The sequence below is a fragment of the Serratia sp. OLAL2 genome (assembly GCF_002752475.1).
Classification (GTDB): domain Bacteria; phylum Pseudomonadota; class Gammaproteobacteria; order Enterobacterales; family Enterobacteriaceae; genus Serratia; species Serratia bockelmannii.
The window spans coordinates 272,050-296,263 of the sequence record NZ_MSTL01000001.1; the positions used below are offsets into that span (position 1 = coordinate 272,050).

At 59.3% G+C, this 24,214-nt stretch carries 30 protein-coding genes; 13 read left to right on the plus strand and 17 right to left on the minus strand.

Going from position 1 to position 24,214, the window contains the following annotated elements:
- Nucleotides 1-73 precede the first annotated feature (73 nt).
- Nucleotides 74-1,132, plus strand: a complete 1,059-nt coding sequence (gene degS, locus BVU99_RS01290; protein WP_025304369.1) for an outer membrane-stress sensor serine endopeptidase DegS — start codon at nucleotides 74-76, stop codon at nucleotides 1,130-1,132.
- Nucleotides 1,133-1,203: 71 nt separating this feature from the next.
- Here degS and murA read toward each other — a convergent pair whose 3' ends face one another.
- The 7 genes from murA to mlaF all read right to left on the minus strand — a co-directional run bounded on the left by murA (nucleotide 1,204) and on the right by mlaF (nucleotide 6,015).
- The gene (murA, locus tag BVU99_RS01295) at nucleotides 1,204-2,463 is read right to left on the minus strand and encodes a UDP-N-acetylglucosamine 1-carboxyvinyltransferase (protein WP_004937068.1); all 1,260 of its coding nucleotides are present in this window, start codon (nucleotides 2,461-2,463) and stop codon (nucleotides 1,204-1,206) included.
- A 55-nt stretch (nucleotides 2,464-2,518) separates the two neighbouring features.
- Nucleotides 2,519-2,773, minus strand: a complete 255-nt coding sequence (gene ibaG / locus BVU99_RS01300) for a BolA family iron metabolism protein IbaG (RefSeq protein WP_025304370.1) — start codon at nucleotides 2,771-2,773, stop codon at nucleotides 2,519-2,521.
- A gap of 140 nt (nucleotides 2,774-2,913) precedes the next feature.
- Nucleotides 2,914-3,216 carry a lipid asymmetry maintenance protein MlaB gene (mlaB, locus tag BVU99_RS01305; RefSeq protein WP_025304371.1) on the minus strand — a complete coding sequence of 101 codons (303 nt, stop codon included), beginning with the start codon at nucleotides 3,214-3,216 and terminating at the stop codon, nucleotides 2,914-2,916.
- Complete coding sequence (mlaC, locus tag BVU99_RS01310; protein WP_025304372.1) at nucleotides 3,216-3,845, minus strand: phospholipid-binding protein MlaC; 630 nt, start codon at nucleotides 3,843-3,845, stop codon at nucleotides 3,216-3,218. Before mlaC ends, mlaB begins: the two co-directional genes overlap by 1 nt.
- A gap of 14 nt (nucleotides 3,846-3,859) precedes the next feature.
- The gene (gene mlaD / locus BVU99_RS01315; protein ID WP_025304373.1) at nucleotides 3,860-4,408 is read right to left on the minus strand and encodes an outer membrane lipid asymmetry maintenance protein MlaD; all 549 of its coding nucleotides are present in this window, start codon (nucleotides 4,406-4,408) and stop codon (nucleotides 3,860-3,862) included.
- A gap of 4 nt (nucleotides 4,409-4,412) precedes the next feature.
- Nucleotides 4,413-5,195: a lipid asymmetry maintenance ABC transporter permease subunit MlaE gene (gene mlaE, locus BVU99_RS01320; protein WP_004937059.1), complete on the minus strand. Its 783-nt coding sequence runs from the start codon at nucleotides 5,193-5,195 to the stop codon at nucleotides 4,413-4,415.
- A gap of 4 nt (nucleotides 5,196-5,199) precedes the next feature.
- A complete protein-coding gene (gene mlaF, locus BVU99_RS01325; protein ID WP_043141965.1) occupies nucleotides 5,200-6,015 on the minus strand; it encodes a phospholipid ABC transporter ATP-binding protein MlaF in 816 nt (271 codons plus the stop codon).
- Between the two features lie 303 nt (nucleotides 6,016-6,318).
- Here mlaF and BVU99_RS01330 point away from each other — a divergent pair, with 303 nt between their 5' ends.
- From BVU99_RS01330 to npr, 11 genes are all read left to right on the plus strand, one after another.
- Nucleotides 6,319-7,296: a calcium/sodium antiporter gene (locus BVU99_RS01330; protein WP_033644493.1), complete on the plus strand. Its 978-nt coding sequence runs from the start codon at nucleotides 6,319-6,321 to the stop codon at nucleotides 7,294-7,296.
- 16 nt (nucleotides 7,297-7,312) lie between these two features.
- The gene (gene kdsD, locus BVU99_RS01335; RefSeq protein WP_025304376.1) at nucleotides 7,313-8,299 is read left to right on the plus strand and encodes an arabinose-5-phosphate isomerase KdsD; all 987 of its coding nucleotides are present in this window, start codon (nucleotides 7,313-7,315) and stop codon (nucleotides 8,297-8,299) included.
- 17 nt (nucleotides 8,300-8,316) lie between these two features.
- Nucleotides 8,317-8,871, plus strand: a complete 555-nt coding sequence (gene kdsC / locus BVU99_RS01340; RefSeq protein WP_021505108.1) for a 3-deoxy-manno-octulosonate-8-phosphatase KdsC — start codon at nucleotides 8,317-8,319, stop codon at nucleotides 8,869-8,871.
- Nucleotides 8,868-9,446 carry an LPS export ABC transporter periplasmic protein LptC gene (lptC, locus tag BVU99_RS01345; protein WP_004937047.1) on the plus strand — a complete coding sequence of 193 codons (579 nt, stop codon included), beginning with the start codon at nucleotides 8,868-8,870 and terminating at the stop codon, nucleotides 9,444-9,446. The genes kdsC and lptC overlap by 4 nt, the downstream gene beginning before the upstream one ends.
- Nucleotides 9,415-9,954, plus strand: coding sequence for a lipopolysaccharide ABC transporter substrate-binding protein LptA (gene lptA, locus BVU99_RS01350; RefSeq protein ID WP_025304377.1), 540 nt, complete (start codon nucleotides 9,415-9,417; stop codon nucleotides 9,952-9,954). The genes lptC and lptA overlap by 32 nt, the downstream gene beginning before the upstream one ends.
- A 6-nt stretch (nucleotides 9,955-9,960) precedes the next feature.
- Nucleotides 9,961-10,686, plus strand: a complete 726-nt coding sequence (gene lptB, locus BVU99_RS01355; protein ID WP_004937040.1) for an LPS export ABC transporter ATP-binding protein — start codon at nucleotides 9,961-9,963, stop codon at nucleotides 10,684-10,686.
- A gap of 52 nt (nucleotides 10,687-10,738) precedes the next feature.
- The gene (gene rpoN / locus BVU99_RS01360; RefSeq protein ID WP_043141961.1) at nucleotides 10,739-12,172 is read left to right on the plus strand and encodes an RNA polymerase factor sigma-54; all 1,434 of its coding nucleotides are present in this window, start codon (nucleotides 10,739-10,741) and stop codon (nucleotides 12,170-12,172) included.
- A 23-nt stretch (nucleotides 12,173-12,195) separates the two neighbouring features.
- The gene (hpf, locus tag BVU99_RS01365) at nucleotides 12,196-12,483 is read left to right on the plus strand and encodes a ribosome hibernation promoting factor (protein WP_004937038.1); all 288 of its coding nucleotides are present in this window, start codon (nucleotides 12,196-12,198) and stop codon (nucleotides 12,481-12,483) included.
- Between the two features lie 155 nt (nucleotides 12,484-12,638).
- Nucleotides 12,639-13,100: a PTS IIA-like nitrogen regulatory protein PtsN gene (gene ptsN / locus BVU99_RS01370; protein WP_016930212.1), complete on the plus strand. Its 462-nt coding sequence runs from the start codon at nucleotides 12,639-12,641 to the stop codon at nucleotides 13,098-13,100.
- 129 nt (nucleotides 13,101-13,229) lie between these two features.
- A complete protein-coding gene (rapZ, locus tag BVU99_RS01375; protein ID WP_015379177.1) occupies nucleotides 13,230-14,084 on the plus strand; it encodes an RNase adapter RapZ in 855 nt (284 codons plus the stop codon).
- A complete protein-coding gene (npr, locus tag BVU99_RS01380) occupies nucleotides 14,081-14,353 on the plus strand; it encodes a PTS phosphocarrier protein NPr (protein ID WP_043141958.1) in 273 nt (90 codons plus the stop codon). The genes rapZ and npr overlap by 4 nt, the downstream gene beginning before the upstream one ends.
- 40 nt (nucleotides 14,354-14,393) lie before the next feature.
- On the opposite strand, the gene BVU99_RS01385 is transcribed toward npr, so the two are convergent.
- From BVU99_RS01385 to BVU99_RS01435, 10 genes are all read right to left on the minus strand, one after another.
- Entirely contained in the window at nucleotides 14,394-16,310 is a 1,917-nt protein-coding gene (locus BVU99_RS01385) for a PRD domain-containing protein (protein ID WP_038629931.1), read from the minus strand.
- A 51-nt stretch (nucleotides 16,311-16,361) separates the two neighbouring features.
- Entirely contained in the window at nucleotides 16,362-17,576 is a 1,215-nt protein-coding gene (locus tag BVU99_RS01390) for a lactonase family protein (RefSeq protein WP_099816647.1), read from the minus strand.
- Nucleotides 17,577-17,787: 211 nt separating this feature from the next.
- Entirely contained in the window at nucleotides 17,788-18,528 is a 741-nt protein-coding gene (locus BVU99_RS01400) for a KDGP aldolase family protein (protein ID WP_025304381.1), read from the minus strand.
- Nucleotides 18,525-19,643: a DgaE family pyridoxal phosphate-dependent ammonia lyase gene (locus BVU99_RS01405; protein ID WP_099816648.1), complete on the minus strand. Its 1,119-nt coding sequence runs from the start codon at nucleotides 19,641-19,643 to the stop codon at nucleotides 18,525-18,527. Before BVU99_RS01405 ends, BVU99_RS01400 begins: the two co-directional genes overlap by 4 nt.
- Complete coding sequence (locus BVU99_RS01410) at nucleotides 19,627-20,766, minus strand: amidohydrolase/deacetylase family metallohydrolase (RefSeq protein WP_099816649.1); 1,140 nt, start codon at nucleotides 20,764-20,766, stop codon at nucleotides 19,627-19,629. The genes BVU99_RS01405 and BVU99_RS01410 overlap by 17 nt, the downstream gene beginning before the upstream one ends.
- 63 nt (nucleotides 20,767-20,829) lie before the next feature.
- Nucleotides 20,830-21,480: a DUF4310 family protein gene (locus BVU99_RS01415; protein ID WP_004937013.1), complete on the minus strand. Its 651-nt coding sequence runs from the start codon at nucleotides 21,478-21,480 to the stop codon at nucleotides 20,830-20,832.
- An 11-nt stretch (nucleotides 21,481-21,491) separates the two neighbouring features.
- Nucleotides 21,492-22,268 (minus strand): DUF4311 domain-containing protein, encoded by a 777-nt coding sequence (locus BVU99_RS01420; protein WP_004937006.1) that lies wholly within the window; start codon nucleotides 22,266-22,268, stop codon nucleotides 21,492-21,494.
- Between the two features lie 30 nt (nucleotides 22,269-22,298).
- Nucleotides 22,299-22,595, minus strand: a complete 297-nt coding sequence (locus BVU99_RS01425) for a DUF4312 family protein (protein WP_004937003.1) — start codon at nucleotides 22,593-22,595, stop codon at nucleotides 22,299-22,301.
- On the minus strand, nucleotides 22,595-22,960 hold the full coding sequence (locus BVU99_RS01430; RefSeq protein ID WP_004937000.1) for a glycine-rich SFCGS family protein: 366 nt from the start codon (nucleotides 22,958-22,960) through the stop codon (nucleotides 22,595-22,597). The genes BVU99_RS01425 and BVU99_RS01430 overlap by 1 nt, the downstream gene beginning before the upstream one ends.
- Before the next feature lie 36 nt (nucleotides 22,961-22,996).
- Nucleotides 22,997-23,344 (minus strand): glycine dehydrogenase, encoded by a 348-nt coding sequence (locus BVU99_RS01435; protein WP_025304384.1) that lies wholly within the window; start codon nucleotides 23,342-23,344, stop codon nucleotides 22,997-22,999.
- 423 nt (nucleotides 23,345-23,767) lie between these two features.
- On the opposite strand from BVU99_RS01435, the gene rnk reads away from it, so the two are divergent.
- Nucleotides 23,768-24,178: a nucleoside diphosphate kinase regulator gene (gene rnk / locus BVU99_RS01440; RefSeq protein ID WP_004936993.1), complete on the plus strand. Its 411-nt coding sequence runs from the start codon at nucleotides 23,768-23,770 to the stop codon at nucleotides 24,176-24,178.
- The last annotated feature ends 36 nt before the right edge of the window (nucleotides 24,179-24,214 follow it).

Genomic DNA, 24,214 nt, shown 5'->3' on the forward strand with positions numbered 1-24,214 from the left:
GGCTCGGTGACATACTGCGCCCGGTTAACTCATGCTATCCTCCGAACATCGTTCACCACACCACGAAAACTCCATGTTTGCTAAGCTCTTGCGTTCTGTCGTTATCGGTCTCATCGTTGCCGGCCTGCTGTTGGTCGCTCTGCCCATGCTGCGCTCTTCCAACGGCCTGTTTGCAGAGAAAACCGAGAATACCAGCGACGAAACGCCGGTGAGCTACAACAAGGCGGTGCGCCGCGCCGCCCCCGCCGTGGTGAACATCTACAACCGCAACCTGAACGGCGCCGCCAATGTGCTGTCGCTCGGTTCCGGCGTGATCATGAACGAACGCGGCTATATCATCACCAACCGCCACGTGATCAAAGACGCTCAGCAGATCACCGTGGTGTTGCAGGATGGCCGCCGCTACGAAGCACTGTTGGTCGGCTCCGACGGCCTGACCGATTTGGCGGTGCTGAAGATCGATCCCGGCAATTTACCGGTGATCCCGACCAATAAAAATCGCGTTGCCCACGTCGGCGACGTGGTGCTGGCAATCGGCAACCCGTATAACCTGGGGCAAACCGTGACTCAGGGCATTCTCAGCGCTACCGGGCGCATCAGTATGAGCACCACCGGCCGCCAGACGTTCCTGCAGACCGACGCCTCAATCAACCGCGGCAACTCCGGCGGCGCGCTGGTCAACTCGCTGGGTGAGCTGATCGGCATCAATACCCTGACCTATGACAAAATCACCGACGGCGAAACGCCGGAGGGGCTCGGTTTTGCCATTCCGATCGAGCTGGCCACCAAAATCATGGACAAGCTGATCCGCGACGGCCGCGTGATCCGTGGCTATTTCGGCATTCAGGGCAAAGAGATCATTCCGCTGCGCTCCTCCAATTCCGGCATCGATCGCCTGCAGGGCATCATCGTGACCGAAATTACGCCGAACGGCCCGGCGAGCAGCGCCGGTTTCCAGATCAACGACATCATCATCAACGTGGATAACAAACCGGCGGTGTCCGTGCTGGAAACCATGGATCAGGTAGCGGAGATCAGACCGGGCACCGAGATACCGGTCATCGTGCTGCGCGACGGCAAACGCATTACGCTGAAAATGACGGTGGGTGAATTCCCGGAAGACAGCAATTAAAAAAGGGCCGGCATTGATAGCCGGCCCTTTGATTTTCATCCTGCCGACGCAGTCGCGCCGGCGCTAATGCCTTACTCGCCTTTCACACGCTCGATGTTCGCACCCAGCGCGCGCAGCTTGTCTTCAATACGCTCATAGCCGCGATCGATGTGATAGATGCGATCGACGACGGTCACGCCGTCGGCGATACAGCCGGCGATCACTAGGCTAGCGGAAGCGCGCAGATCGGTCGCCATCACCTGAGCGCCGGACAGCTGCTCAACGCCATGGCAGATCACGGTATTGCTCTCGATTTCCGCGTGTGCGCCCATGCGGATCAATTCCGGCACGTGCATGAAGCGGTTTTCGAAGATGGTCTCGGTGATAACGCCGGTGCCTTCCGCCACCAGGTTCAACAGGCTGAACTGGGCCTGCATGTCGGTCGGGAAGCCCGGGTGCGGCGCGGTGCGCACGGTGACCGCTTTCGGGCGTTTACCGTGCATGTCCAGGCTGATCCAGTCTTCACCCACTTCGATATCGGCACCGGCTTCGCGCAGCTTGGCCAGCACCGCATCCAGCGTATCCGGGCGGGTGTTGCGGCACATCACTTTGCCACCGGAAACCGCGGCGGCGATCAGGAAGGTCCCGGTCTCGATGCGGTCAGGCAGCACGCGATACACGCCGCCGCCCAGACGCTCGACGCCTTCGATGGTGATCTTGTCGCTACCGGCGCCGCTGATCTTCGCGCCCAGCGTATTGAGGAAGTTGGCGGTATCGACAATTTCCGGCTCACGTGCGGCGTTCTCTATAACGGTGGTGCCGGTCGCCAGAGTCGCGGCGCTCATGATGGTTACGGTCGCGCCCACGCTCACCTTGTCCATGACGATGTGCGCGCCCTTCAGACGGCCCTCGACGGACGCCTTAACGTAGCCTTCTTCCAGCTTGATCTCGGCACCCAGTTGCTCCAGGCCGGTGATGTGCAGATCGACCGGACGCGCGCCGATCGCGCAGCCCCCCGGCAGGGAAACCTGACCGCGGCCGAAGCGCGCCACCAGCGGCCCCAGCGCCCAGATGGAAGCGCGCATGGTTTTCACCAGATCGTAAGGGGCGCAGAACTCGTTCACGCCGCTGGCGTCCACGAAGACCGAACCGTTACGCTCAATCTTGGTACCCAACTGGTTGAGTAGTTTAATGGTGGTGTCGATGTCCTTCAGCTTCGGGACATTCTGCAGCTCGACCGGCTCTTCCGCCAACAGGGCGGCGAACAGGATCGGCAGGGCGGCGTTTTTGGCCCCGGAAATAGACACTTCACCGCTCAGGCGGGTCCGACCCTGCACACGAAATTTATCCATCTGACTACTCTCTGTTATCTAATCTGAAGCTGCCCGCCCAGCAGGGCAAACAGCCTTAAAATCCGTTGAGTTTGCGGTCTCGCTGCCACTCTTCAGGGGTGTACGCCTTGATAGACAAGGCATGAATGCGGTTGTCAGCAATGTATTCCATCAGCGGTGCGTAAACCGTCTGCTGTTTTTTGACGCGGCTCATGCCGGCGAACAGTTCACCGACCACGATCGCTTGAAAATGGCTGCCGTCGCCCGTCACATGTGCTTCATCCAGTGCCAATGCCTGCATCAGCACGTCTTTAATCTCGTTGGTTTCCATAGTATCCAGTTCTGCCGCTAAAGGATCATAAACAGCCTAGTATCTTAGTGGAATACGATGTTTTCTTAAACTAAAGAAAAAGCCCCTGCATAACAGGGGCTTTGTATCGTTTTACCACGCAATGGCGGCGTAAAACGCCGCTAACCGACGGTATCGACAGGCATTATCGCCTGCAGGTTGTAGAGCGCGATCAGCGTTTTCAGGCGCTCGGTGGCGCCGAAAATTTTCAGCGCGACGCCGCGTTGGCGCTGCTCTTCCTGCAGATGCAGCAACAGCGCCAGCCCGGCGGAGTCCACGCGCTGCAGTTGCGCCACGTCGATCGCGGTTTTATCCGCCATCAGCGCGTCGCGCTGCCGCCACAGCGGCTGCAGCGTTTCCCGATCCAGTTCACCGCGCAGGATCAGCGTCTGCTGCTCTGATTCGAAGCTGAGCGCTGCCGACATCAGTTTTTCTTGTCCAGCGTGATAGGCTGCGCGGCGGCGGCCTGCAGCTGTTTGGTCAGGCCGTCGATGCCCTGAGTACGCAGCGTAGACGCCCACTCGTTCTGCTTGGTAGTGATCATGCTGACGCCTTCGGCGATCATGTCATACGCCTGCCAGTAGCCGGTTTTGCTGTTCTTGCGCCATTGGAAATCCAGACGCACCGGCGGACGGCCGCCGTTGTCGATGATGGTGACGCGAATAGCCACGATGTCGGCATTGCCCAGCGGCTGTTCAGGCGCGATCTGGTAAGTCTGGCCGTGATACATCGCCAGCGCCTGGCCGTAAGCCTGCTCCAGGTAAGCCTGGAAGGCGGTGAAGTAAGCTTCGCGCTGCGCAGGCGTTGCCTCTTTGTAGTAACGCCCCAGCACCAGCGCGCCGGCGTATTTCACCTGCACGAACGGCATCAGTTCCTGATGCACGATGGCACGCAGGTAGTTCGGGTCCTGCTTGATCTTCGGCTGTTCGTTCTTCAAACGGCTGAAAGTCTTCTGCGCCGCGTCTTGCATCATGCTGTAAGGATTGGTTTGGTCGGCTGCGCTCGCCAGCGGTGCAACCACCAGCAGAGCCACCATCAGTAAACGTTTAAACATGCAGGTATCCTCTCTTAATGATTTGGAACAGCGGGTTGCGGTGCGGCGCCGGCAGCCGGCTCAGCGGCCGCGTCTCCCGATTTGGCGCTGTCCTGACCGCCGCTTTTATACAGGAACTGGCCGATCAGGTCTTCCAGAACCATGGCTGATTTGGTGTCCTGAATGGTACCCCCGTCTTTCAGGATGGTGGTACCCATCTCAGGATCTTCAAAGCCCACGTTAAGCGCCAGGTATTGCTCGCCCAGCAGGCCGGAGGTGCGGATCGCCAGCGAGCTGGTATCTGGGATTTGGTCGTACTTTTTCTGGATATCCAGCGCCACGCGCGGCGTGTAGGTTTTCGAATCGAGTTCGATGTCAGCAACGCGGCCGATCACCACGCCGCCAATCTTCACCGGCGAACGCGGTTTCAGGCCGCCGATGTTGTCGAACGTTGCGTAAATGCGGTAGGTCGGCTCGCTGCCGATCGATTTAAGGTTCGCCACCTGCAGGCAGATAAACACGATGGCGCACAGCGCGATCAGCATAAATGCCCCAACCCAGATTTCACTCTTCTTCGTTTGCATCGAATCAATTCCCAAACATCAGTGCTGTCAGCACGAAATCCAATCCCAACACCGCCAGTGACGAATGCACCACGGTACGCGTCGTCGCCCGGCTAATCCCTTCAGAGGTAGGCACGGCGTCGTACCCGTTGAAAATGGCAATCCAGGTTACGGTAATGGCGAATACCACACTCTTGATCAGGCAGTTGAGCAGATCTTTTTTCCACTCTACGGCGCCCTGCATCGCCGACCAGAAGAAGCCGCTGTCGATGCCTTTCCAGTCCACGCCGACCACCGAGCCGCCCCAAATGCCGATCGCCACGAAAATGATGGTCAACAGCGGCATGCTGATCAGCCCCGCCCAGAAGCGCGGCGCCACGATGCGCCGCAGCGGATCGACCGCCATCATTTCCAGGCTTGAGATCTGCTCCGTCGCCTTCATCAGGCCGATTTCCGCCGTGAGCGCGGAACCGGCGCGGCCGGCGAACAGCAGCGCCGTGACCACCGGCCCCAGTTCGCGCAGCAGCGACAGCGCCACCATCATGCCGAGGCTGGCCTCGGCGCTGTAGGTGGTGAGCACGATATAGCCCTGCAGGCCCAGCACCATGCCGATAAACAGCCCGGAAACCATGATGATCAGCAGCGACTGCACGCCGACGCTGTAGAGCTGTTTCAACAACAGCGGCCACTGCTTGCCGGGTTCCGGCCGGCCAATCAACGCGTTGAACAGCATCAACCCGGCGCGGCCGAAGCTGGCGCTGGTGTTGATGCCACTGCGCCCCAACGACGCTAACGCTCTTAATAACATGAGCTTATTTACTCCCTAAGCCTAGCAGTTCGGCCTGATAATCCCCGGCCGGATAGCGGAACGGCACCGGCCCATCCGCTATACCATCCAGGAACTGGCGCACGCGCGCATCAGGATTGTTCTGCAATTGCTGCGTGGTGCCTTCAGCGATCACCCGGTGATCGGCCACGATGTAAGCGTAGTCAGCGATGCTCAGCACCTCCGGTACGTCGTGCGACACCACGATGCAGGTAATGCCCAGCGCATGGTTCAGCTCGTCGATCAGCTTGACCAGCACCCCCATGGTGATCGGATCCTGGCCAACGAAAGGTTCGTCGAACATGATCATTTCCGGGTCCAGCGCGATCGCACGCGCCAACGCCGCCCGGCGCGCCATACCGCCGGAAAGCTCATTGGGCATCAGCTGAGCCGCGCCGCGCAGCCCCACGGCTTCCAGCTTCATCAGCACCGTGCTGCGCAACAAAGGCTCCGGCAGGTTGCTGTGCTCGCGCAGCGGGTAAGCCACGTTTTCGAATACGGTCAAATCGGTAAACAGCGCGCCCGACTGGAACAGCATGCTCATCTTTTTGCGCGCGTCGTATAACTGACGGCGGGACAACGCGGGAATGTTGTCGCCGTCGAACCAAATCTCCCCGCTGTCCGGCGCCAGCTGGCCGCCTATCAGGCGCAGCAGCGTGGTTTTGCCGATGCCCGATGGCCCCATGATCGCCGTGACCTTACCGCGAGGCACCGTCAGGTTGATGTCTTCAAATATCCGTCGGTCGCCACGCGAGAAGCTCATGTCGCGCACTTCGACCAAATTATCTGCCTTTTGGAGCATGTTAATGGACCCTTTACGACTCATCTTTTGCTGAATCTACCCGTGATGTTAAAGCAATGGGCGCAATCCGTCTCATCTTTACAAAAACTTACTGCCATTTCGCAACCAATGGTGCCATTGGTTTTACTTTTCCGCGCCACCCGGTCAAAATTGGCGCCATAACGAAAAAAAACGAAACTGTTCAACAATTAGCCGGGAAAAACCGTTGCTGCGGCTCAAACGCGTGCAACGGAGGGCAAGCAATACCGCCGCATTGACGGCTTTAACCAACGAACCGGGATAATACCCGACAAAGGACCCTGCATGTTTCTCGCGATAGCATTATTAATCGTTGGTTTATTTCTACTGGTGTATGGTGCAGACCGCTTAGTTTATGGTGCTGCCGTGATTTCCCGCTCGCTCGGCGTACCGCCGTTGATCATCGGCATGACCATCGTCGGCATCGGCACGTCGCTGCCGGAGCTGATCGTGTCCACCACCGCCGCGTTGAACGGGCAGATAGATATGGCCGTTGGCAACGTATTAGGGTCCAACATCACCAACATCTTATTGATCCTGGGGGTGGCGGCGCTGATTCACCCGCTGGCCGCGCGCTCCGAGATACTGCGGCGCGAACTGCCGCTGATGTTAGCGGTCACAGTATTGTGCGGTTTCGTGTTGATGGACGGTACCCTGAGCAGGCTGGACGGCGTGCTGCTGCTGACCGCCGCCGCCGGCTTCATCTTGTTGATGCTGAAAATCGCGCGGCTGGCGCAGCGCGAGGGCAGTGACAGCCTGACTATGGAGCAGATCGCCGAACTGCCGCAGGACAGCAGCAATACCGTGGCGGTGCTGTGGCTGGTGCTGGCGTTTATCATTCTGCCGCTCTCTTCCAGAATGGTGGTCGATAATGCGACGGTGATTGCACACTATTTCGGCCTGAGCGAACTGGTGGTCGGTTTGACCATTATCGCCATCGGCACCAGCCTGCCCGAACTGGCCACCTCCATCGCCGGGGCGCTGAAGGGCGAGGATGATATGGCGATTGGGAATATCATCGGCTCCAATATTTTCAACACGGTTATCGTGCTGGGCGTACCCGCCCTGCTGTCGCCGGGCAGCGTGGATGCCGCCGCCTTCCAGCGCGATTACTGGGTGATGCTGGCGGCCAGCGTGCTGCTGAGCGTGCTGTGCATCGGCCGCAAACATCGCATCGGCCACCTGGCGGGCGCGCTGTTATTATGCGGCTTTATTGCGTATCTTGCGGTGCTGTTCTTTAACCCTTTCAGTACTTTCGGCTAAACCGACGGGAATGAGTATGTCGAACATTGAGTTGCAACCGGGCTTCGATTTTCAACAGGCCGGCAAAGAAGTGCTTCAGATAGAGCGTGAAGGGCTGGCTCAGCTCGACAGCTACATCAACGCGGACTTCACTCGCGCCTGCGAAACGATCGCCGCCTGCGGCGGCAAAGTGGTGGTGATGGGCATGGGCAAATCCGGCCATATCGGCTGCAAGATCGCCGCGACCTTCGCCAGCACCGGCACCCCCTCATTCTTCGTTCACCCGGCGGAAGCCAGCCATGGCGATTTGGGCATGGTCACCCCGCAGGACATCGTGCTCGCCATCTCCAACTCTGGCGAGTCCAGTGAGATCCTGGCGCTGATCCCGGTGTTGAAACGCCAACAGATCACCCTCATCTGCATGACCAACAATCCGGAAAGTTCGATGGGCAAAGCGGCGGATATCCACCTGTGCATCAAGGTGCCGCAGGAGGCCTGCCCGCTGGGGCTGGCGCCGACCACCAGCACCACCGCCACGCTGGTGATGGGCGATGCGCTGGCCGTCGCGCTGCTGAAGGCGCGCGGTTTCACGCCGGAAGATTTCGCGCTGTCGCATCCGGGCGGCGCACTCGGCCGCAAACTGCTGCTGCGGGTTAGCGATATCATGCACAGCGGCGACGAAATGCCCCACGTCAGCGCCGACGCCTCGTTGCGCGACGCGCTGCTGGAAATCACCCGCAAAAATCTGGGCCTGACGGTTGTCTGCGACGACCTGATGAAAATCGCCGGCATCTTCACCGACGGCGACCTGCGCCGGGTGTTCGACATGGGCATCAACCTGCACGAGGCGAAGATCGCCGATGTCATGACGCCGGGCGGCGTGCGGGTGCGCCCCAACATCCTGGCGGTCGATGCATTGAACCTGATGCAACAACGCCACATCACCGCGCTGCTGGTTGCCGATGGCGACCAACTGCTGGGTGTGGTACATATGCATGACATGCTGCGCGCCGGCGTCGTTTAATTAAGGAATAGAACGGAATGGGTATGGTAGAAACCTGCTACGGGCCGGTAGAACAAGAGGTTATGGCGCGTGCCGGTAACATCCGCCTGTTGATTTGCGACGTTGACGGCGTGCTGTCGGACGGCCTGATCTTCATGGGCAACAACGGTGAAGAACTGAAGGCGTTCAACGTGCGCGATGGCTACGGCATCCGCTGCTTGAAAACCTCGGACATCGAGGTGGCGATCATTACCGGACGCTCCGCCAAGCTGCTGGAAGACCGTGCGCAAACGCTCGGTATCACCCATCTGTATCAGGGGCAGTCCGATAAGCTTTTGGCCTTCCGTGAACTGTTGGATAAACTGTCGTTAACGGCGGATCAGGTCGCCTATATCGGCGATGACCTGATCGACTGGCCGGTGATGGCGCAGGTCGGCCTGGCGGTCGCGGTGGCGGACGCCCACCCGCTGCTGACGCCGCGCGCCCACTACGTCACCCGCATTGCCGGCGGCCGCGGTGCGGTACGCGAACTGTGCGACATCATTCTTTTGGCTCAAAATAAGCTGGAGGACGCCAAAGGGCTGTCGATATGAGTAAAACCAAACTGTGGATCACCATCCTGTTGACGGTGATCGTTCTGGCGCTGATCGGCTGGAACATGACGGACTTCAGCGACGACACGGCCCCGGGCCCGGTCAACGATCAGGATCCGACTTACCAGAGCCAGCACACGGTCACTGTGGTGTACAACCCAGCCGGCAAGCTGAATTATAAACTGGTGGCGGAAGACGCGAAGTATTACACCGCCGGCGAGCTGAGCTGGTTCACCCAGCCGGTGATGACGCTGTTCGATGAGAATGCGGTGGCCACCTGGTCAGTTCGCGCCGATCGCGCCAAACTGACTAAAGACCGGATGCTGTATCTGTATGGTCACGTCGAGGTTAACAGCCTGACCACCACCTCGCAGCTGGAAAAAATTAAGACGGACAACGCTCAGGTAAACCTGGTCACCCAGGACGTCACCTCCGATGACGAAGTCACGCTTTACGGGACCAATTTTACCTCTAACGGCATGAAAATGCGTGGGAACCTGCGGACCAAAACCGCTGAGCTGATTGATAAGGTTAAGACCAACTATGAAATTCAGAACCAAAAACCAACTCCGTAACCTGTTGCTCGGCAGCTTAGTTTTGGCCGCCAGCGCCCCCGCTCTGGCGCTGAAATCCGACTCCAGCCAGCCGGTCAGCATCGACTCGCTCAAGCAGTCGTTGGACATGCAAAGCAACGTCAGCACCTTCACTGACAACGTGGTGATCAAACAGGGCACCATCGATATTCGCGCCGACAAGGTGGTCGTCACCCGCCCGGGCGGAGATCAGAATAAGACCTATATTGAAGCGTTCGGCAACCCGGTAACCTTCTACCAGATGCAGGACAGCGGCAAGCCGGTCAAAGGCCACGCGCAAAAAGTGCGCTACGACGTGGCGACCCAGCTGGTGACCCTGACGGGCAACGCCTATCTGGAGCAGCTCGACAGCAACGTGAAAGGCGATCGCATCACCTATCTGGTGCAACAGCAGCAAATGCAGGCGTTTAGCGACAAAGGCAAACGCGTGACAACGGTTCTGGTACCGTCGCAGTTGCAAGACAAAAACGGGCAAAAAAAGAGTAACTAATCACTTATGGCAACACTCATCGCAGAAAACCTGGCGAAAGCCTACAAAGGCCGTAAAGTTGTCGAAGACGTCAGCCTGAAAGTGAAATCCGGCGAGATCGTCGGCCTGCTCGGGCCGAACGGCGCCGGTAAAACCACCACCTTCTACATGGTGGTCGGCATCGTGCCGCGCGACGCCGGGCGCATCGTGATCGACGAAGAAGACATCAGCCTGCTGCCGCTGCACGCCCGCGCGCGCCGCGGCATCGGCTATCTGCCGCAGGAAGCGTCGATCTTCCGCCGCCTGAGCGTGTACGACAACCTGATGGCGGTGCTGGAGATCCGTCCCGATCTCACCAGCGAACAGCGCGAAGACCGCGCCAAAGAGCTGATGGAAGAGTTCCATATCTCCCATCTGCGCGACAGCCTCGGCCAGGCGCTGTCCGGCGGCGAACGCCGCCGCGTCGAAATCGCCCGCGCGCTGGCGGCCAACCCGAAATTCATTCTGCTGGACGAACCCTTTGCCGGGGTGGATCCGATTTCCGTTATCGATATCAAGAAAATCATCGAGCACCTGCGTGACAGCGGCCTGGGCGTGCTGATCACCGACCACAACGTGCGCGAGACGCTGGACGTGTGTGAACGCGCCTACATCGTCAGCCAGGGCAAACTGATTGCCCACGGCACGCCGGATGCTATTCTGGCCGACGAGCAGGTTAAACGCGTTTATCTGGGCGAAGAGTTCCGCCTCTAAGCGCCGGCGCGCCCTGTGGGGCGACACCGTTAACGGAAGTAGACAGAAAACTATGAAGCAAGGTTTGCAACTCAGGCTCAGCCAACAGCTGGCCATGACACCTCAGCTCCAGCAGGCGATCCGCCTGCTGCAGTTGTCCACGCTTGAGCTTCAGCAAGAGATCCAGCTGGCGCTGGAGAGCAATCCGCTGCTTGAACAGACCGATCTGCACGACGAAATCGACGCCAAAGAAACCCAGGAGACCGAGGGGCTCGATACCCGCGAGGCGCTGGAACAGAAAGACATGCCGGAAGAGCTGCCGCTGGACGCCACCTGGGATGAGATCTACACCGCCGGCACACCGTCCGGCACCGGCACCGACTACAGCGACGACGAGCTGCCGGTCTATCAGGGCGAAACCACCCAAACGCTGCAGGATTATCTGATGTGGCAGGTGGATCTGACGCCGTTCTCCGATACCGACGCCGCCATCGCCACTTCCATCGTCGACGCGGTGGATGACACCGGCTATCTCACCGTCCCCCTGGAAGACATTCTGGAAAGCCTGGGCGACGAGAACGTGACCCTCGAGGAAGTCGAGGCGGTGCTGAAGCGCGTGCAGCGTTTTGATCCGATCGGCGTCGCCGCGCGCGATCTGCGCGATTGCCTGCTGGTGCAGCTCTCCCAATACGCCAAAGATACGCCTTATCTGGCCGAAGCGCGGCTGATCATCAGCGAGCATCTGGATCTGTTGGCCAACCACGACTTTCGCAGCCTGATGCGATCAACCCGGCTAAAAGAAGATACACTGAAAGAAGCGATGCTGCTGATTCAGTCGCTCGATCCGCGCCCGGGGCAGTCGATCAATACCGGCGAATCGGAATACGTGATCCCGGACGTGCTGGTGCGCAAGACGCAGAACAAATGGACGGTCGAGCTCAACGGCGACAGCGTGCCGCGTTTGAAGATCAATCAGCAGTACGCCGCGCTGGGCAACAGCGCCCGCAGCGAAGCCGACGGCCAGTTTATCCGCAGCAACCTGCAGGAAGCCAAGTGGTTGATTAAAAGCCTGGAGAGCCGTAACGAAACGCTGCTGAAGGTCACCCGCTGCATCGTCAGCCAGCAGCAGGCGTTCTTCGAGCAAGGCGAAGAGTTTATGAAACCCATGGTGCTGGCGGATATCGCCCAGGCTGTGGAGATGCATGAATCGACGATCTCGCGCGTTACCACGCAGAAGTTTCTGCACAGCCCGCGCGGCATTTTCGAATTGAAATATTTCTTCTCCAGCCACGTGAATACCGACAGCGGCGGCGAAGCCTCCTCGACGGCGATCCGCGCGTTGGTGAAGAAATTGATTGCGGCGGAAAACCCCGCCAAACCACTCAGCGACAGCAAGCTGGCCACCCTGCTCGCCGATCAGGGGATCATCGTGGCCCGGCGCACCGTCGCCAAGTACCGAGAGTCTTTGTCCATCCCGCCGTCGAACCAGCGTAAACAGTTGGTTTGACCTCTATTGAGAAGGAAGACACTATGCAGCTCAACATTACCGGACACCACATCGAAATCACCGATCCGTTGCGCGAGTTCGTGAACAACAAGTTCGCCAAACTCGAACAGTATTTTGATCGCATCAATCAGGTGTATGTTGTATTAAGTGTGGAAAAAGTGCAGCAAATTGCGGAAGCAACGGTGCACGTGAATGGAGGCGAGTTGCACGCCACCTCGGAAGACGAGAATATGTATGCCGCAATTGATACGCTGATCGATAAATTGGCACGTCAATTGAACAAACATAAAGACAAATTGAAGCAACACTGACACCCTAACCCATTCCGTGAGGTTGCCTCCGTCGCAGCCTCGCCCTTCGGCGCGTGACCCGCATGGGTGACGCGCCGAACGGTAATCAGGGTTAAAACCGACGAAAAACCGCCTTGCCGGGTGCGCCCGGCGGCGCGGTTTTAAGTGAAGATGAGATGAACAACGAATATATGCAATTAAGCTCGGTGTTAAACATCGAGTGCACCAAAAGCTCGGTACACTGCACCAGCAAGAAGCGGGCTTTGGAAATTATCAGCGAACTGGCCGCCAAACAGCTCAATCTGCCTTCGCAGGTGGTGTTTGACGCGGTTCTCACCCGGGAACGCATGGGCAGCACCGGTATCGGCAACGGTATCGCCATTCCCCACGGCAAACTGGAAGAGGACACACTGCGGGCCGTTGGCGTGTTTATCCGTCTCGACCAACCCATCGCTTTCGACGCTATCGACAACCAGCCGGTCGACCTGCTGTTCGCGCTGCTGGTGCCTGCCGATCAGTGCAAAACCCATTTGCATACCCTGTCGCTGGTCGCCAAACGCCTGGCCGACAAAACCGTATGCCGCCGCCTGCGCGCCGCGCAAAGCGACGAAGAACTTTACCAAATCATCACCGAGTGATACCCGGTCGGCGTGACTTCCAGCCCGGATAACGTTACTGTTTCACGATGATGGATCCGGCCTCGGCCGGAATAACAAAGTTTACACCGGTGGCGATGAACGCCGCCGCGATGCCAGGGGAGTTGCCACATGGTGCTGATGATTGTCAGCGGCCGTTCCGGTTCCGGAAAATCCGTCGCCTTGCGGGCGCTGGAAGACATGGGTTTTTACTGCGTTGACAACCTGCCGGTGGTTCTGCTGCCGCAGCTCGCCAATACGCTGGCGGAACGCAATATCTCCGCGGCGGTCAGCATCGACGTGCGCAACATGCCGGAATCGCCGGAAGTGTTCGAATACGCGATGACTCAACTGCCGGACAGCTTCTCGCCGCAGCTGCTGTTTCTCGACGCCGATCGCAACACGCTGATCCGCCGTTACAGCGACACCCGCCGCCTGCACCCGCTCTCCAGCAAAAACCTGTCGCTAGAAAGCGCCATTGACGAAGAGAGCGATCTCCTCGAACCGCTGCGCTCCCGGGCCGACCTGATTATCGACACCTCGGAAATGTCGGTGCACGAACTGGCCGAAATGCTGCGCACCCGCCTGCTCGGCAAGCGCGAGCGCGAACTGACGATGGTGTTCGAATCCTTCGGCTTCAAGCACGGTATTCCGATCGACGCCGACTACGTGTTCGACGTGCGCTTCCTGCCGAACCCGCACTGGGATCCGAAGCTGCGGCCGATGACCGGTCTGGACAAGCCGGTGGCGTCGTTCCTCGATCGCCATACCGAAGTGCACAACTTCATCTACCAGACCCGCAGCTACCTGGAACAATGGCTGCCGATGCTGGAAACCAACAACCGCAGCTACCTGACGGTCGCCATCGGCTGTACCGGCGGTAAACACCGCTCGGTGTACGTGGCGGAACAGCTGGCCGATTACTTCCGCTCGCGCGGCAAGAACGTGCAGTCGCGCCACCGCACGCTGGAAAAGCGTAAACAATGACGGTCAAACAGACGGTTGAAATCAAAAACAAGCTGGGCATGCACGCGCGCCCGGCGATGAAACTGTTCGAGTTGGTGCAAAGCTTCGACGCCGAAGTGATGCTGCGCAACGAAAGCGGCACCGAGGCCGAAGCCAGCAGCGTCATCGCGCTGCTGATGCTGGACTCCGCCCAGGGCCGGCATATCGAAGTCGAAGCGACCGGCCCCGACGAAGTCAACGCGCTGACGGCGGTGGTCGAGCTGTTCAACTCCGGGTTTGATGAAGATTAGTCGCTGAGGGCACTTCTGCGCCCAATCACTCACATGCCCCTCAACTCCGGCTCAGGCAGTCCAGCGCCACCGCTTTGAAGCTGTCGAAGCTGTCGCTGCCCAGCAGGCGGCTCATTGAGCGTTCACGCACGAAGGTGACGAACAGCTCGTAGATCGCCATCGCCTCTTCATAGTCGCTCTTGCTGATCGCCAGCAGGAAAATCACGTGCGCGATCTCACCTTCCCCCCAGGCGACCCCCTGCGGCGCCAGCAGCGTCACTACCACGGTCTTTTTCGCCAGCAGCCCCAGCGAGTGCGGCAGCGCGATGCCTTCACCCAGCAGCGTGGAGACGATCGCCTCACGTTCAACCAGCGACGGATAAAAGTCCGCGCCGACGTACCCTTCCCGCTCCAGCTGGCCGCACACCCGGCTGAACAGCTCCGCCTGCGTCAGCGGCTCGTTGAGCACCATGAAATGCTCGGCGTCGAAGAACTTCTCCAGCATGTACGGTTTGGTGCGATCCACCAGCACCAGCTTGCCCAGTTGCTCCAGCTGATAATCGGTCGGGAACGGCGACATTACCACCACCGGCTTGTTCTTTTCGCCGATACGGGCGTTGGAAATCACGAAGTCTTCGTCGATATGCGCAAGCATCTCGTAATCGCGCAGCGAGACGATGCGCGTCATCACCAGCTGCGGATATTTGCGCGCAATCTGCGCCTGGATCATGCGCACCGTTGAGTTGCCGGTATCGCACACCAGCATCACCTGCGGGTGGCGTTCATAACCGATGTTGTAATGCCGCTCCAGCCCCACGCCAATGTGCAACACCAGATAGCCTATCTCGTTCTCGCTCAGGGTATAGGGGGTGTATTTGCCCCAGCTGGAGACCGCCGCCAGCGTCACGTCGTAAGCCATCGGATAGTGCTGCTTGATATTGGCCAACAGCGGATTGGGGATATTGATCTGGTATTTCACCCGCGTAATCATGGTCTTGATATGGGTGAGCAGATCGGCCCGCAGCTGCTCGTCGCCCTGCAGGTTATAGTTATAGTGTGCGTTGATGTAGGACAGGATGTAGTCCACCAACGCTTCTTCATCGTCGGCATTGATCTCGGTCGGTTGCACGTCCTGCACGCGGCGCGCGGCGATGTTGACCCGCAGATAGGCCTCTTCGGCCATCGAGATCTCTTTGCCGGAGGCCGCACGCAGCTCCGCCGCCAGGCGGGTCGACACCTGGCGCACCGCGTCGTCGCCGTCCTCCACCTCGAAGTCCGGCAGCGGATAGCCGTCGTTGATGCGCCGCAGCGCCACCGCGCAGTAGAAAATCAGGTACTGTTCGCCCTCATCGGTCAGGCGAATGGCATATTGCGACAACAGCGGATGCAGCAATCCGGCGAACGCCGCTACCTGCGGCTGCAGCAGGATCTCGTTGTTGAGCAGCGGGTTCTCGGCATCGGCCAGCTGCAGCTGGAACAGCAGATCGGTGAGGCAGGCGCGGATCGCCATCTCGGCGCCGAACAGCTTCATGCCGTAGCGCGGTTTGGTTTCGATCGTCAATTGATAGTGAGCCAGACGTTCCCTCACCTCAGCCATGTCGTTTTGCAACGTACCGCGGCTGACGAACCATTCGTCGGCCAGATCTTCCAGTTTAAGGGAGAAGGCTGAGGTCAAAAAACGCACCAGCAGATAATGCACCCGCTCTTGCGCGCTGCGCGGGGTAGCATGCTTGCGGCGCTCCTGATGCTGCAGGGCGCTGAACAGCGCGGCGTTATCGACCTGCAGGCGATAGCCGGCCCCACGGCTATGCACGAAACGCGCGCCGTACTTGTCCAGGATCTCGTTCAGCGCGGTGATATCCGCCCGCACCGTGCGGGTTGACACGGCGAAACGCTTCGCCAGCTCATCCTGCGGCAAAGTCTCGGTTTGCAAAGCATCGAACAAGTAAGCCAAACGCGGGTAAGGAAATCGCACCATTCTGTATCCGTCAATCAGGCGGCCCACCCGGCGAACCGGGCGGGCCACGGGTTACTTCGCCGGCGGCAGAAACGCCATTTGCGAGGGGCTGCCGATCGGCAGATAGCCGCCCACAAAGCTGAGCTTGCCGTCCGTCGGGTTGACGCTGAAGCGAGTGACGTTATCGCTGCGCTGGTTCAACGCATACAGATAGCGGCCATCCAAGCTCAGCGCCAGCGAACGCGGGTAATCGCCGCGGGTCCAGGTTTCCGCCACCGGTTTCAACTCGCCGCCGGCGCCCACGCTGAACTGGGCAATGCTGTTATGCAGCCGGTTGGCGACGTACAACGTGTCGCCGTTCTTGCTGAGCGCCAGCCCCGAAGCGAAGCTGGTACCCTGATAGTCGGCGGGCAGCGCGGAAACTGCATGCAGTTGTTTCAGAGTACCTTTTTGGCGATCAAAACGGTAGCTGGTCAACGTCGAAGCCTCTTCGTTCACCAGCAGCACGGTGTCGCCATCCGGATGAAACACAAAGTGACGCGGGCCGGCGCCGGCGGACGAGGCAGCGATCCACGGTGGATCGTTCGGCGTCAGCCGGCCGCTCGCGGCGTCAAAGCGCCATTGGTAGATGCGATCCAATCCCAGATCGGTAGAGAACACAAACTTGCCGCTTGGATCGCTGGCGATCATATGGGCATGCGGGCCGTTGTGATCGCTGATGGCGAAGCTGCCGTTCACCGCCGCCGCCGGTTTGGCCGCGCCCGCCGGGCCCTGTTGTTGCTGCACCGAGCTGGCGGTGCCCAGGCGGCCGTCCGCTTCGATCGGGAAAGCCGCCACGCTGCCGCTGACGTAGTTCGCCACCAGCAGATGGCGGCCGTCCGGCGTCGAGGTAAGATACACCGGCCCTGCCCCCTGCGAATCCACCTGGTTGAGCTGTGTCAGTGCGCCATCGGCCGGATTGATCCGGTAGGCGGTGATGCCGCCGTGCTTACCGCCGTTGAAATCGGCCACTTCGCTGGCGACATACAGCGTTTTGCCGCCGACGCCCAGCGTCAGCTGCGCCGGATTCGGCACGTTGCTGACCAGCGTGGCGTGGCTCAGCGCGCCGCTGGCCGGATCGACCTGCACCCGGTAAACGCCTTCGCCGTTGGGATTGTAGGTGCCGATATAGGCAAAATGAGATGACGTGGAGTTCATTGCATCCTCAGCATGCAGCGCCGGGCCGGTCACGGCCAGCAGCGCCAGGAACAACGCGGTGCGTCGGGTTGGAGCCTGCCAGTTTCGCATAGTAGTCCTCAGTATATACCCGTCATCTTTCAAGCCGCAGCGTTGTTGGCTGCCCACACTCACCCCAGTCACTTACTTAAGTAAGCTCCTGGGGCTCCTGCGCTTGCCGCCTAGCTGCAACTTGAAAGCTATAGGCTATAGGTAACGGCGCGGCATGCCGCGCCACGGGAAAACCTTCGCCTCCCAGCGTTTACCTCATCCCATTGTGCGTTCAGCCCACCAGCTTTTTGGTCATCGCCAGCAGGGTTTTCACGTCCTGCGGACGCGTGTCGCCGCTGGCGGCGTCGATGATCGAGCTGTAGATATGCGGGATCACGCGTTTCACGCCGGCCGCCAGCGCGATCTCGACGATCGGCTCAAAGTTCTCCAGATCGATGCCGCCGGTCGGCTCCAGCATAAAGTCATGCTCGGCGCAGGCCTTGGCGACGTACTGGTATTCGTCCTTGCACTTCAGGCCGCCCATCGGGAAATACTTGATGGAGCTGCCGCCCATGTCCTTCAGCAAGGCGATGGCGGTTTCCACCGGCACGATGCCGTCCGGCGCCGCGGCGCTCAATGGGCCGGTAGAAATCTTCACCCAACCGACGCGGCCGGTCGGCGACACCAGGCCGTTGACCACGCTGTCGTTCTGGCCCAGCAGCGCGCGGCTAGCGCCGACGCCGGTAAACACCTGGTTAACGTGCTGCGGCTGCACCTGCTGAGCGATCAGGCTGACCATCGCCGACTGCTTCGGATCGCCGGCGCCCAGGCCGACCGACAGCGCGTTTTCGATCAGGCGCGCATAGCGCAGCATGTCGGTCACCGCGCTGTCGACGTCCGGGTAGTTCTTGGAGAGCACGCCCACCAGCACATGGCCTTCCGCCGCGGCGTAGATGTCCTGCGCGTTGGCTTTGGAGCCGGCCAGCACGTTCAGGCAGACGCGGTCGCGATAGTAGTTAGGCTGCAGCTTCATGCTTGTTTCTCCGTAAACAGGTTTTTGATACAGCTAAAGACGGTCATCAGCTGTTGCTCGTCGACGCTGCGCACGTCGACCTCAATCTTGCCCTCGTTGGCCTTATAGCCGCGGAAGTAGATGGCGATATCGCCGGTTTTCAACGCCTGGACGATGTCATAGGTCGAACGCCCCAGCACCGCTTCGTCAAAGGCGATCTCGGCGCGGGCGATATCGCGGCCGGCGCTGTCCCAGACGGTCTTGGCGCTGACGCCGGTCAGGGTGTTGAGGCTGTTGAGGAATGGCGTCATCCGCTCCACCATCTGTTGCCCGGTGGTTTTCTCAAGCGTCAGATAGCTTTCAATCGCCTGCGTCAGGCCGAGGATGCCCTCTTTACCGACCTTCATCGCCCGGCCGATGCCGCCGGATTGCAACTTCACCCACTCGACGTACTGTTTCTTGCCGACAACCAGACCGCTGGTCGGCCCCTCGATGGCTTTGGCGCCGCTGTAGATCACCAGATCGGCCCCCATCTGGTAGTAACACATCAGATCTTCTTCCGCCGCGGCGTCGACGATCAGCGGCAGGTTATGCTTGCGCGCCACCACTGCCGCCTGTTCGACGGACAAAATGCTTTTCTGCACGCAGTGGTGCGATTTGACGTACAGGATCGCCGCAGTCTGCGGCGTGATGCAGGCTTCAATCTGCTCCGGCGAACATTCGTTGGCGTACCCCGCCTCCACCACCTTGCCGCCGCCCAGCGCCACCATGGTGTCCACCGGCGCGCCGAAGTTGACGTTGTGGCCGCGCGGCAGCACGATCTCGCGCGGCACGGTCACCGGCATCGAGTGCAGGTTCACCAGCAGATTGGCGTTATCTTTAACGATCACCGCCGCCACCGACTGGGCGATGCCCGCCGAGGCGCAGGAGACGATCACCGCATCTTCCACGTTGAGCAGATCGGCGATGTAGGCGCCGGTCTTGTTGACCAGATCCTTGATTTCGAAATAGTGGTTCAGGCCGTAATCAACGGCGTCGATCACGTCCTGGCGCGGCGTGGAAACGCCGAGAATGGTCATGCGGCCGGAGGTGTTGATCACCTGCTTCAAACCGTATTTTTCATAAATCGAAGACATGGCTTGCCTCCCCTTGTTCGGTTAATAGGATTTCCCCGGCCACCACCGCAGCCAGCGGCACCAGCAGCCGTTCGCCCTCGGCGGTTTGCCCTTCGGCGTCAGCGAAGACCTGCGGTTCGCGGCGCAGCTCAAACAGCGTGAAATCGGCGTCATAGCCCGGCTCCAGCCGCCCTTTGCCGCTCAGCTGCAGCGCCGACGCAGCGTTCTCCGTCACGCAGGCGATCACCTGCGGCAGCGTCAGGCCGACGCTGAAGAATTTGGACATCACCGTCGCCAGGCTGTGCACCGGTCCGTTCATGCGGTTGCGGCAGTAAATATCGGAGCTGATGGTGTGCGGCAAAATACCCAGCGTGATCGCCTGGCGCGCCACCTCGAAGCTGAAGCTGGCGGTGCCGTGCCCCACGTCGAGCAATACGCCGCGCCGCAGCGCGCGCTGGATAGACTCGCGCAGCGTGCCCGCCGGCGTCAGAATGCGGTTCGGTTTGCCGTTGTAGCAGTGGGTGATGATGTCGCCACGGGTCAACAGATCGGCAATCTCGTCCAGATCCGGCGGGTTATTGCCGATATGCACCATCAGCGGCAGCTGGCGGTTTTCCTGCTGGATCTCTTTAGCCAACACCAGCGGGCGGGTGCCGTTCTTGCCCACCACGCTGCTGCTCATGCGCGCCTTGATACCGATGATGAAACCGGGATGGTTGGCGATGGCCTGGCCGGCCTCGCGCTTGTCGATGTCCGTCAACTCCGCCAGCTCGTTCTGCCGCAGCAGGCCGATGCGCGAGATATTGAGGAAGGCGAAAACGTTGGTTTTGGCGCTGCGCGTCAGTTGATAAAAGGCGTCGATATCGTCGGCGCCGGTGCTGCCGGCATCGACCACGCTGGTGACGCCGCTGGCGACGCCGACCCGATCCGGCTCGTCATGATAAATCGGCGATTCGGGATAGCAGTGCACGTGCGCATCGATCCAACCGGCGCTCAGGCGGCAGTTGCCCGCCAAATCCAGCTGGCGAACGGCGCTGATGTCCGCCGCCAGCCGCCCCACCGAGGCTATTTTGCCGTCTTTCACCGCCAGATCGATCAGCGTATCGTCCGCCAGTCTGGCGCCTCTGATTACTAAGTCATACATACCGCATTGCTCCTGTTAGCCCGGGCGCCGCCGCAGCATCGGGCGGCGCCTGGCGCAGGCCTCTTAAGAAATGGCTACCGGGAAGATCGCCCCCAGGATCATCGCGCCGAGGATCGCTCCGCCGGTGATCGGTTTACCCCAGATATAGAACAGCAGCGCGCCGAGCAGCGAACCGATGCCGATCGGGATCGAGGCGGTCATTGCCGACAGGATGATCAACGGCCCGAGGAAGCGGCCCGAGGAGTTGCCCGCCCCCATCATCACGTCCGCCCCGTAGGTGGAGTTGCTTTGATTGATGGTGAATTTTCGCGCCAGAATGATCACATAACCGATCGCCAGGCCGATGATCAGGCCGGTAGCCAGCGAAGCGGCAAAGTTGGCGACCGGGAACACGATGCCGGCCCCCAAAAGCAGCGCCGGTACGCCCAGCCCGACGCCGGTCTGGATCGCGCCGCCGATGTCGAGGATGCCCACCAGTGAACCTTCGATGATGCGCGCGAACAGGAAGCTGGCGCCGAACGCCGCCACCGCGCCATACACGCCGGTATCCATCCCCGCCCGCAGCATGGAGACGAAGGCCACTTCGTTAAAGGCGCCGATGCCGTACAGGTAGTACATGTGCGTCCCGGCGAACACGCCGGAGGACAGCAGGCCAACAAAAATCGGGAATGACCAGTCGGCGTACCAGAAGCCTTTTTGGGTTTGCTCTTCCATCATCCCGCTCCTTATTTACCGCTCAGGGTGTTGTGAATGGCGTCCAGCCAGCCCGGCACGCCGAGGCTGAAGGACTCGAGAACTTTCATGTCAAAGCCGCGGAAGAAGCCGCTCAGCACGAACAGCAGCACGATCACCGCCATCATGATCTTGGTGATCTTGTTCCAGCCGCTCTCTTCCACGCCTTTGCCGATCAGAATGCCCAGCACCAGGCCCGGTACGGCGTTGCCCATGATCAGCTGCGCCAGGCCGCCGAAGATGGTGCCCCAGAAGCCGGAACGGCGCCCGGCGTCGATCGCCGCCAGCCAGAAGATCACCGGCATCACGGTATTCACCAGCAGGTTGGCCGCCGGCACCAGCACCTTGATCGCGGTGACCTGCAGCGCGGCAGGCACGGCGGAAGCGGTGGTATTGAGGAAGGCCACCACCAGCATGCCGATGATGCCGCAGGCGATGGCCATTTTTTTCGGATCGTGCAGCGTTTGCGCCAGATTGCGGTTCTTGACCATCAGGGCCGCCGCGCCCCAGTGCGGGATGATGCGGTGATCGACGTCCTGCGTGAAGGAGCCCGCCGCTACGGAAGACGCCCAGGCGTTGAAGAAGAAGCCCAGACCGAATGAGAAGTGGGAAGCCGGATCGCCCTCGCAGGAGTTCAGCTCGCCCAGGGTACGAAACGCCCCCATGCCCTGTGTTGTCGGTGCGTGGAACATGCGTGCGGCGCCGGCCCCTACGCCGACTCCCACCAGCCCACCGATAATTATCGATTTAAATAAGATGATTAAAAACATCAGTATACCCTTTCATTTATGCTAACGTTTTTATTTCGTGACGAAGACAACCTTCTCGGTATTGATAATGGTTACGTTCACGGTTATTTCCAGAGAAACGGCATAGCTCTTTCTTTCACGCGGCAAAAAGAAGAAAAGAAATTTCTCTTTAGTTATTTTCTCTTCCGCTTTCACTACGCTGACGTCCTGCGGCTCGATGCGCAGCAGAATATTGTTGGTGGACTTTAATACCGCGCCCTGCACATTAGCCAAGGCGGAAGCAAAAGCTTTCGCTTTGCTGTCGCCTTTACCCTCCACCTTTACCGATGTGGTATATTGCTCTTTCATTATGGGTTGCCATGTTTTTTGACGTAGGCTTCCACCAGTTTCTGGCCCAGCTCTTCTTTATCCATAAAGCCGAAACCCAGCACGTTGCAGCCTTCATTAATTGCCGTCACGCCCTCTTCCACCGAACGCATGCCGTATTTGGCTTTGTAGCCGTATTTGGTTTGCGCGGTAATTGCGCCGGCGCCACCGCTACCGCAAAAAGAGATGCCCAGCTGCGCGTTTTCCGCTTTCATGACGTCGCCCAGCTTCATGTCCGCCGCCACGCCGGGGATAACCACCGCTTTTCCGCCTGCGTTTTCAACACCCTGGCCGACTTTTTGCCCTTTGCCCAAACGATCGCCGATCACTACGGTAATTTGACCCATGTTATATTCTCCTGATTTAAATCGATGCATTAACCGCTATGCGTTATTATCTTTCGCCACTTCGAAGTGCACTGACAATAAATAGGCTTCTTCGATAGGCAATGTGTCAAACTGATCCACCACGCGCTCCGCCATTTGCATGGATTCGGCGGAGATTTCGTCGAACAATGATTTATCTACCTCCGGCAACGGCTCGCCGGTTATTGAACGCAGCACCATGGCACGAATATGCGATTCCAGCATCTGTTGCTGCACCGCATTGGTATAAATATTTTCAGCATTCAGCATCGCGGTAATATCCGCCAACACCCGAGCGGTGATCGCCCCGGCTTCGCTGACATCGGATTGTTCAATTTCTTTTATCGAAGCAGATCCATCATTCACTTTTCAGTACCCCTAGATCCCACATTAATCAGTAAGCCGTAAAGCGCATCACCTGAATAACCCGCTTTCTGTGATGTCTTTACCCTACTCCCGGTAGGATTTTCTGTGTAGACCGGTTTTTTCCAGTTCGAAGTGGAAATCGAATGACGCGCGGAGATCCATTTCGCAAAACGGCGCTGCGGCGAAAAAGTGAATGAGATAACAATTACATAACCCGGCTAACGGTTTTTTTTGCCTCGATTGACGATAAAAGCCTTCGTGATCGGGATCTCTTTCTTTTCTTGCCCCAACCGCCTACTATCACTAGGACAAATCGACATTACCCACACCCCCGCTCCTCTGGCGCGGGGGTGTTGCTTTGTGTTGTTTTTCCGAATTTATGGGCGCACAGACTGGCGCCCTTTGATTTGACTGGAGAGTGGAATGACCAAACCCATCATTACTATTAATGAGCTGGATGCGGAACGCCTGGATGCGCTATTGGAACAACCGGCCTTTGCCAATACCGACGTCGCCGCCGCGCTGAACGACGAATTGGATCGCGCGGAAATCCTGCCGCCGGAGAAAATGCCGGCCAACGTGGTGACCATGAACAGCCGCGTGCGTTTTCGCGATCTGCACACCGATGAAGAGCACGTGCGCACGCTGGTTTACCCGGCATCGCTGAAAGACAGCCACGATCAGCTGTCGGTGATGGCGCCGCTGGGCGCAGCGCTGCTTGGCATGCACGTCGGCAAGCAGATCTCCTGGCAATTGCCGAACGGTGAAGAAGCGCGGATTGAAGTGCTGGAGTTGTTGTACCAGCCGGAAGCGGCGGGCGAATACCACCGTTAAGCGGTTTTCAGGGCGGCATCCGGCCGCCCTTTCTGT

Bases quoted from the DNA above. Each gene is read 5' to 3' on its own strand.
- degS (WP_025304369.1), top strand. From the start codon at position 74: ATGTTTGCTAAGCTCTTGCGTTCTGTCGTTATCGGTCTCATCGTTGCC.
- murA (WP_004937068.1), bottom strand. From the start codon at position 2,463: ATGGATAAATTTCGTGTGCAGGGTCGGACCCGCCTGAGCGGTGAAGTG.
- ibaG (WP_025304370.1), bottom strand. From the start codon at position 2,773: ATGGAAACCAACGAGATTAAAGACGTGCTGATGCAGGCATTGGCACTG.
- mlaB (WP_025304371.1), bottom strand. From the start codon at position 3,216: ATGTCGGCAGCGCTCAGCTTCGAATCAGAGCAGCAGACGCTGATCCTG.
- mlaC (WP_025304372.1), bottom strand. From the start codon at position 3,845: ATGTTTAAACGTTTACTGATGGTGGCTCTGCTGGTGGTTGCACCGCTG.
- mlaD (WP_025304373.1), bottom strand. From the start codon at position 4,408: ATGCAAACGAAGAAGAGTGAAATCTGGGTTGGGGCATTTATGCTGATC.
- mlaE (WP_004937059.1), bottom strand. From the start codon at position 5,195: ATGTTATTAAGAGCGTTAGCGTCGTTGGGGCGCAGTGGCATCAACACC.
- mlaF (WP_043141965.1), bottom strand. From the start codon at position 6,015: ATGCTCCAAAAGGCAGATAATTTGGTCGAAGTGCGCGACATGAGCTTC.
- BVU99_RS01330 (WP_033644493.1), top strand. From the start codon at position 6,319: ATGTTTCTCGCGATAGCATTATTAATCGTTGGTTTATTTCTACTGGTG.
- kdsD (WP_025304376.1), top strand. From the start codon at position 7,313: ATGTCGAACATTGAGTTGCAACCGGGCTTCGATTTTCAACAGGCCGGC.
- kdsC (WP_021505108.1), top strand. From the start codon at position 8,317: ATGGGTATGGTAGAAACCTGCTACGGGCCGGTAGAACAAGAGGTTATG.
- lptC (WP_004937047.1), top strand. From the start codon at position 8,868: ATGAGTAAAACCAAACTGTGGATCACCATCCTGTTGACGGTGATCGTT.
- lptA (WP_025304377.1), top strand. From the start codon at position 9,415: ATGAAATTCAGAACCAAAAACCAACTCCGTAACCTGTTGCTCGGCAGC.
- lptB (WP_004937040.1), top strand. From the start codon at position 9,961: ATGGCAACACTCATCGCAGAAAACCTGGCGAAAGCCTACAAAGGCCGT.
- rpoN (WP_043141961.1), top strand. From the start codon at position 10,739: ATGAAGCAAGGTTTGCAACTCAGGCTCAGCCAACAGCTGGCCATGACA.
- hpf (WP_004937038.1), top strand. From the start codon at position 12,196: ATGCAGCTCAACATTACCGGACACCACATCGAAATCACCGATCCGTTG.
- ptsN (WP_016930212.1), top strand. From the start codon at position 12,639: ATGAACAACGAATATATGCAATTAAGCTCGGTGTTAAACATCGAGTGC.
- rapZ (WP_015379177.1), top strand. From the start codon at position 13,230: ATGGTGCTGATGATTGTCAGCGGCCGTTCCGGTTCCGGAAAATCCGTC.
- npr (WP_043141958.1), top strand. From the start codon at position 14,081: ATGACGGTCAAACAGACGGTTGAAATCAAAAACAAGCTGGGCATGCAC.
- BVU99_RS01385 (WP_038629931.1), bottom strand. From the start codon at position 16,310: ATGGTGCGATTTCCTTACCCGCGTTTGGCTTACTTGTTCGATGCTTTG.
- BVU99_RS01390 (WP_099816647.1), bottom strand. From the start codon at position 17,576: ATGCGAAACTGGCAGGCTCCAACCCGACGCACCGCGTTGTTCCTGGCG.
- BVU99_RS01400 (WP_025304381.1), bottom strand. From the start codon at position 18,528: ATGAAGCTGCAGCCTAACTACTATCGCGACCGCGTCTGCCTGAACGTG.
- BVU99_RS01405 (WP_099816648.1), bottom strand. From the start codon at position 19,643: ATGTCTTCGATTTATGAAAAATACGGTTTGAAGCAGGTGATCAACACC.
- BVU99_RS01410 (WP_099816649.1), bottom strand. From the start codon at position 20,766: ATGTATGACTTAGTAATCAGAGGCGCCAGACTGGCGGACGATACGCTG.
- BVU99_RS01415 (WP_004937013.1), bottom strand. From the start codon at position 21,480: ATGGAAGAGCAAACCCAAAAAGGCTTCTGGTACGCCGACTGGTCATTC.
- BVU99_RS01420 (WP_004937006.1), bottom strand. From the start codon at position 22,268: ATGTTTTTAATCATCTTATTTAAATCGATAATTATCGGTGGGCTGGTG.
- BVU99_RS01425 (WP_004937003.1), bottom strand. From the start codon at position 22,595: ATGAAAGAGCAATATACCACATCGGTAAAGGTGGAGGGTAAAGGCGAC.
- BVU99_RS01430 (WP_004937000.1), bottom strand. From the start codon at position 22,960: ATGGGTCAAATTACCGTAGTGATCGGCGATCGTTTGGGCAAAGGGCAA.
- rnk (WP_004936993.1), top strand. From the start codon at position 23,768: ATGACCAAACCCATCATTACTATTAATGAGCTGGATGCGGAACGCCTG.